The sequence below is a fragment of the Streptomyces sp. NPDC059853 genome, from assembly GCF_042731495.1.
Classification (GTDB): domain Bacteria; phylum Actinomycetota; class Actinomycetes; order Streptomycetales; family Streptomycetaceae; genus Streptomyces.
The window spans coordinates 1-3859 of sequence record NZ_JBHWJL010000397.1 but is presented as its reverse complement, the minus strand read 5'-3'; the positions used below and the strand labels follow the sequence as shown (position 1 = coordinate 3859).

Below are 3859 nucleotides of genomic sequence, written 5' to 3'. Positions count from 1 at the left end.
TCACCAGCTCGTAGACGACGCAGACGGTGACGACGGCGAGGGTGTCGGCCATCCCGGTGCTCAGGCGACGGGGCCGCGGAGCAGGAAGTGCCATCCCTGGACGAAGGCGTGCCACCCGAACCAGAGCCAGGCGGTGAACAGCGCCCACCGGCCGAACTGGTAGCGCATCACCGCCTTGAGGGTCTGGCTGAGCGTGGGGAAGGCGTCGGTCGGATGGAGCAGTCCGATGGCCTCCCAGGCGAACAGGCAGGCGAAGAGGACCGCCCACACCAGATAGCCGATCTGCGCATGCTGCGGCAGGTCATCCATGCAGCGATGATCACGCACCGGCCGGTGCCGGGACGGAACCGACGTACGGTCATCCGTGCGACGTACGGCCGGGGCGCACCGCCACCGCCGTACACGCCGCCCGTCCGCCGGATCCGAAACCGTCGCGCGCGGCGCCAGGACGAGGACGAGGGGGCCGCCGGTGGCGGCGGCGGGCCGGTCGGCCGGTGTCCGCCCCCGCGATCACTCGCGGGGCGGCGTGCGGGGATGCCGCGGTGCCGCCTCGTGAAAACCCTGCGCAGCACGCGCGCGGCGACCAGCCCCGTGCGGACCGACGAGTTGACGGTCTGTGCCGCCGCCGGCCCGCCCGCGGTGTCCGGCCCTACTGGGCCCGGCAGGTCCTGAGGTAGCTGAGGAACGACGCCTGGAGGCCGGTCACGTGCGTTTCGCGCAGGAGCGCGCTGGTGACGGACCCGTCACGGGAGGTGAGGTGGTGGAGGAAGGTGGCGGTGTTCTTCGCGAGGTTCTGGTAGACCGCCATGTCGCCGAGGAACTCCTGCTCGTTGAAGGTCAGGTGGAGCTTGGTGGCGGGCAGGGTGTCCCCCATGGCCCGGAGAAGGGCGAAGACCTGGCTGTCCTCGGAGACGATGCCCGGGCTGCCCGCGCCGATGCTCTCGAAGAAGGTGCTCCTGGTGAGCCAGGCGTAGAGGCTGAAGAGTCCGCCGTAGGAGTAGCCGAAGAGGCCGTGACCGTCTCGGGCCGTGCCGTAGTCGCGTTCGATCCGCGGGTGCAGATCGTCGGTGAGGAAGTCCAGGAACAGATCCCCGCGGGTGTCGCGCAGTTCGGCGAGGTAGGCGGCGGCCTGCTCGCGCGTCATCGTGCCCGTTCCGACCCTCGACTCCACCGCGTCGACGAACTCCTCGGCGATGGGCTCGCCGGGGGGCACGAGGTCACGGTTGCGCAGCCGCTCCCAGTGCTCCGCTTCCTCGCCCGCGTACCCCACGCTGACCTGGACGTAGGGCCGGATCGCCTGCATGGGGTCCAGTTGCGTGACGATGAGGGGGGCGGTCATGCCCACGGTCCAGTTGGCGTCGAGCACGTACACGACGGGGGTGTCCGCCACGGTGGGGTCGTACTGCGGCGGCGTGGTGACCCAGACGCCGTAGTCGCGTCCGCTGCTGGAGCGCGTCTCGAAGTAGTCGGTGTCGGCGAGGCAACCCTGCCACATGGTGCTCATCTGAGGTCCTTCACGATCAGGCCGGCCCGGCTGACGGGGCCGGCGCCGGTGGGGCGGGGAACAGTGCCGGGTCCACGAGCCGGCTGTGCCCATCCGTTCTTTTCCAATGGATAAACTGTAGGGGTGACCCTGTCAAACCCCGAACGCAAGGGCAGCGCACGCGAACGACTCCTGGCACGGCTTCTCGACGCCTTCGGCGAGGCCCTCCCCCCGCCGGAGATGTCGCTGCGTGAGATCGCCGCCCGGATCGAGTCCAGCCACGCCCTGCTGCGCTACCACTTCGGCTCGCTCTCCGGCGTCCTGGCCGCCATGCTCACGGCGCAGCGCTCCCGCGACAACGAGGCACTTCTGGAGACCGCCCGGCAGGGCACCTACGACGATTTCGTCGTGGCCATCTGGCGCGCCTACAGCAGGCCGGAGCAGTTGTCCCGTATCCGCGGCTTCTTCTACGTCGCCGGACTGGCCGTGTACCGCCCCGACGACTTCCGCGAGTTCGTGGACTCGCTCGACGACCTGACCGCGATGCTGACCTCACTCGCGGAACGCGAAGGACTCGGCACGAAGGAAGCGCGGGAGGTGGCCACCGTCACCGTCGCCGCGATGCGCGGCCTCCTGCTGCAGGAAGTCCTGACTCCTGGGACCCGCTCGGAGAACGCGCTCACCCTGATCCTGCGCCTGCGGGAGGGCCGATCCGCCCCACGGACAGCTCCGGAGCCCTGACCGGCCGTTGTGCCGGTGGCCCGTCAGGAGTCGGTGGAGGCGATCAGTTCGATCTCGAAGCCGTCGGTGTTCTCCAGGTACGCGGCGTACTGCTGGGGGCCGCCGGCGTGGGGATGGCGGTCGGGGAACAGCAGGGTCCAGCCGGCGGCGAGGGCTTCGCCGGTGAGGAGGTCGACCTCGTGACGGGTGCCGGCATGGAAGGCGAGGTGGTTGAGTCCGGGGGCGCAGCGGTCGTGGCGGGTCCCGGTGAGGGCGGGTGATTGTTCGAAGACGAGGTAGGTGTGGCCGAGGCGCCAGCTCTTTCCGCCGGGCCAGTCCTGATGGAGGGTGTAGCCGAGGGTTTCGAGGAGCCGGCTCCATTCACGGGTGGCGCGGGTGAGGCTGGGGACCCAGATCTCGACGTGGTGGAGCGATCCGTTGGGTGGGGCCGGGGTGCGGGCGGCCATCGTGTGGGCTCCGTTCGGGGCGGCTGGGCATGGTGTTGGGGGTGGTTCTGTGCAGGACCGTAGCTGGCGCCCTCTCAGGAAGGTCAGCCCTCGGACTGGTGAACCCCGCCGCAGAAGGCCGGCCCCGGGTCCGGCCACCGCCCGTCGGCCGTACCCGGCGCGTCCGCACTCCGGCGCCGAGCGCGGACGGTGCTGTGCCGTGCGAGCTTCCGGTTGTGAAAAGGCCGGGTCAGCGGGTGCGGCCCCGGGGTTTCAGGGGGACCGGGGGGAGGGCGGGGGCGGACAGGCGGTCGCCGGCGCAGCCCTTGGACCCACCCGTCGCGGGGCCCAACAGCGCCGGCACTGCCGCCACCGTACGGTTGCGGCCGAGGCGCCCCCTTCATCGAACGGGGGTTCCTCCCCGGTGTCCCCCATGTCGAAGAGGATGGCACGATGCAGCGCTCTGGCTCCTCCCCCTCCGCTCCCCTCCCCGGCACGCCGCGCCGGATCGCCGACGATTACGTCGACCAGCTCGCCGAGCTCAACCCCGTGGTCGGCACCCTGTTCGGTCTCAGCCCCGGTGCGGACGGGTTTCCGGACTACTCCCCGGACGGCTCCGCGGCACTCGCCGCCGTCGAACGCGCCACCCTGGCCCGGCTGGACGCGTCGGGCGAGCCCGGCAACGTGGACGAGCGGCGCGCGGCCCGGCTGCTGCGGGAACGGCTCGGCGCCTCCCTCGCCCTGGAGGAGGCGGGCGAGAACCTCCGCCAGGTCAGCAACCTCTTCTCCCCGGTGCAGCAGCAGCGGTCCGTCTTCCTGCTGATGCCCACCGCCACCGACGAGGACTGGGCCGTCATCGGCCGCCGGCTCCGTAACGTCCCGGCCGCGCTGCGCGGTTACGCCGACTCGCTGCGCGCCGGCAGCGCCCGCGGCCTGAACGCGGCGCCGCGCCAGGTGGAGACCGTCGTCGAACAGCTGGACGCCTGGCTGGACGCCGACTGGTACCGCACCTTCGCGGCCGGTGGCCCCGAGGCCCAGCGCGCCGAACTCGCCGCCTCCGCCGATGTCGCCACCGCCGGTTTGTCCGAGCTACGCGCGTATCTCGCCGAGAGCTACCTCCCGGCGGTGGCCGGCACCCCGGACGCGGTCGGCCGTGAGCGCTATCTGCTCTCGGCGCGCCGCTGGACCGGCTCCGACCTGGATCTGGCGG

5 protein-coding genes are annotated in these 3859 nt (G+C 71.6%); 2 read left to right on the top strand and 3 right to left on the bottom strand.

The features are described from left to right. Positions 1 to 60: 60 nt before the first annotated feature. Together ACFV5N_RS25605 and ACFV5N_RS25600 are read right to left on the bottom strand one after the other, a co-directional pair. On the bottom strand, positions 61 to 309 hold the full coding sequence (locus ACFV5N_RS25605; protein ID WP_385604250.1) for a DUF6186 family protein: 249 nt from the start codon (positions 307 to 309) through the stop codon (positions 61 to 63). 340 nt (positions 310 to 649) lie between these two features. Then, entirely contained in the window at positions 650 to 1504 is an 855-nt protein-coding gene (locus ACFV5N_RS25600; protein WP_385604248.1) for an alpha/beta hydrolase, read from the bottom strand. Positions 1505 to 1627: 123 nt separating this feature from the next. Between ACFV5N_RS25600 and ACFV5N_RS25595 the strand changes: the two genes are divergently transcribed. Further along, complete coding sequence (locus ACFV5N_RS25595) at positions 1628 to 2224, top strand: TetR/AcrR family transcriptional regulator (RefSeq protein WP_385604245.1); 597 nt, start codon at positions 1628 to 1630, stop codon at positions 2222 to 2224. Between the two features lie 23 nt (positions 2225 to 2247). Here ACFV5N_RS25595 and ACFV5N_RS25590 read toward each other — a convergent pair whose 3' ends face one another. Further along, complete coding sequence (locus ACFV5N_RS25590) at positions 2248 to 2670, bottom strand: VOC family protein (RefSeq protein WP_385604242.1); 423 nt, start codon at positions 2668 to 2670, stop codon at positions 2248 to 2250. Positions 2671 to 3102: 432 nt separating this feature from the next. Here ACFV5N_RS25590 and ACFV5N_RS25585 point away from each other — a divergent pair. Then, the coding region (locus ACFV5N_RS25585) for a DUF885 family protein (RefSeq protein WP_385604240.1) at positions 3103 to 3859 on the top strand (757 nt) is incomplete at its 3' end.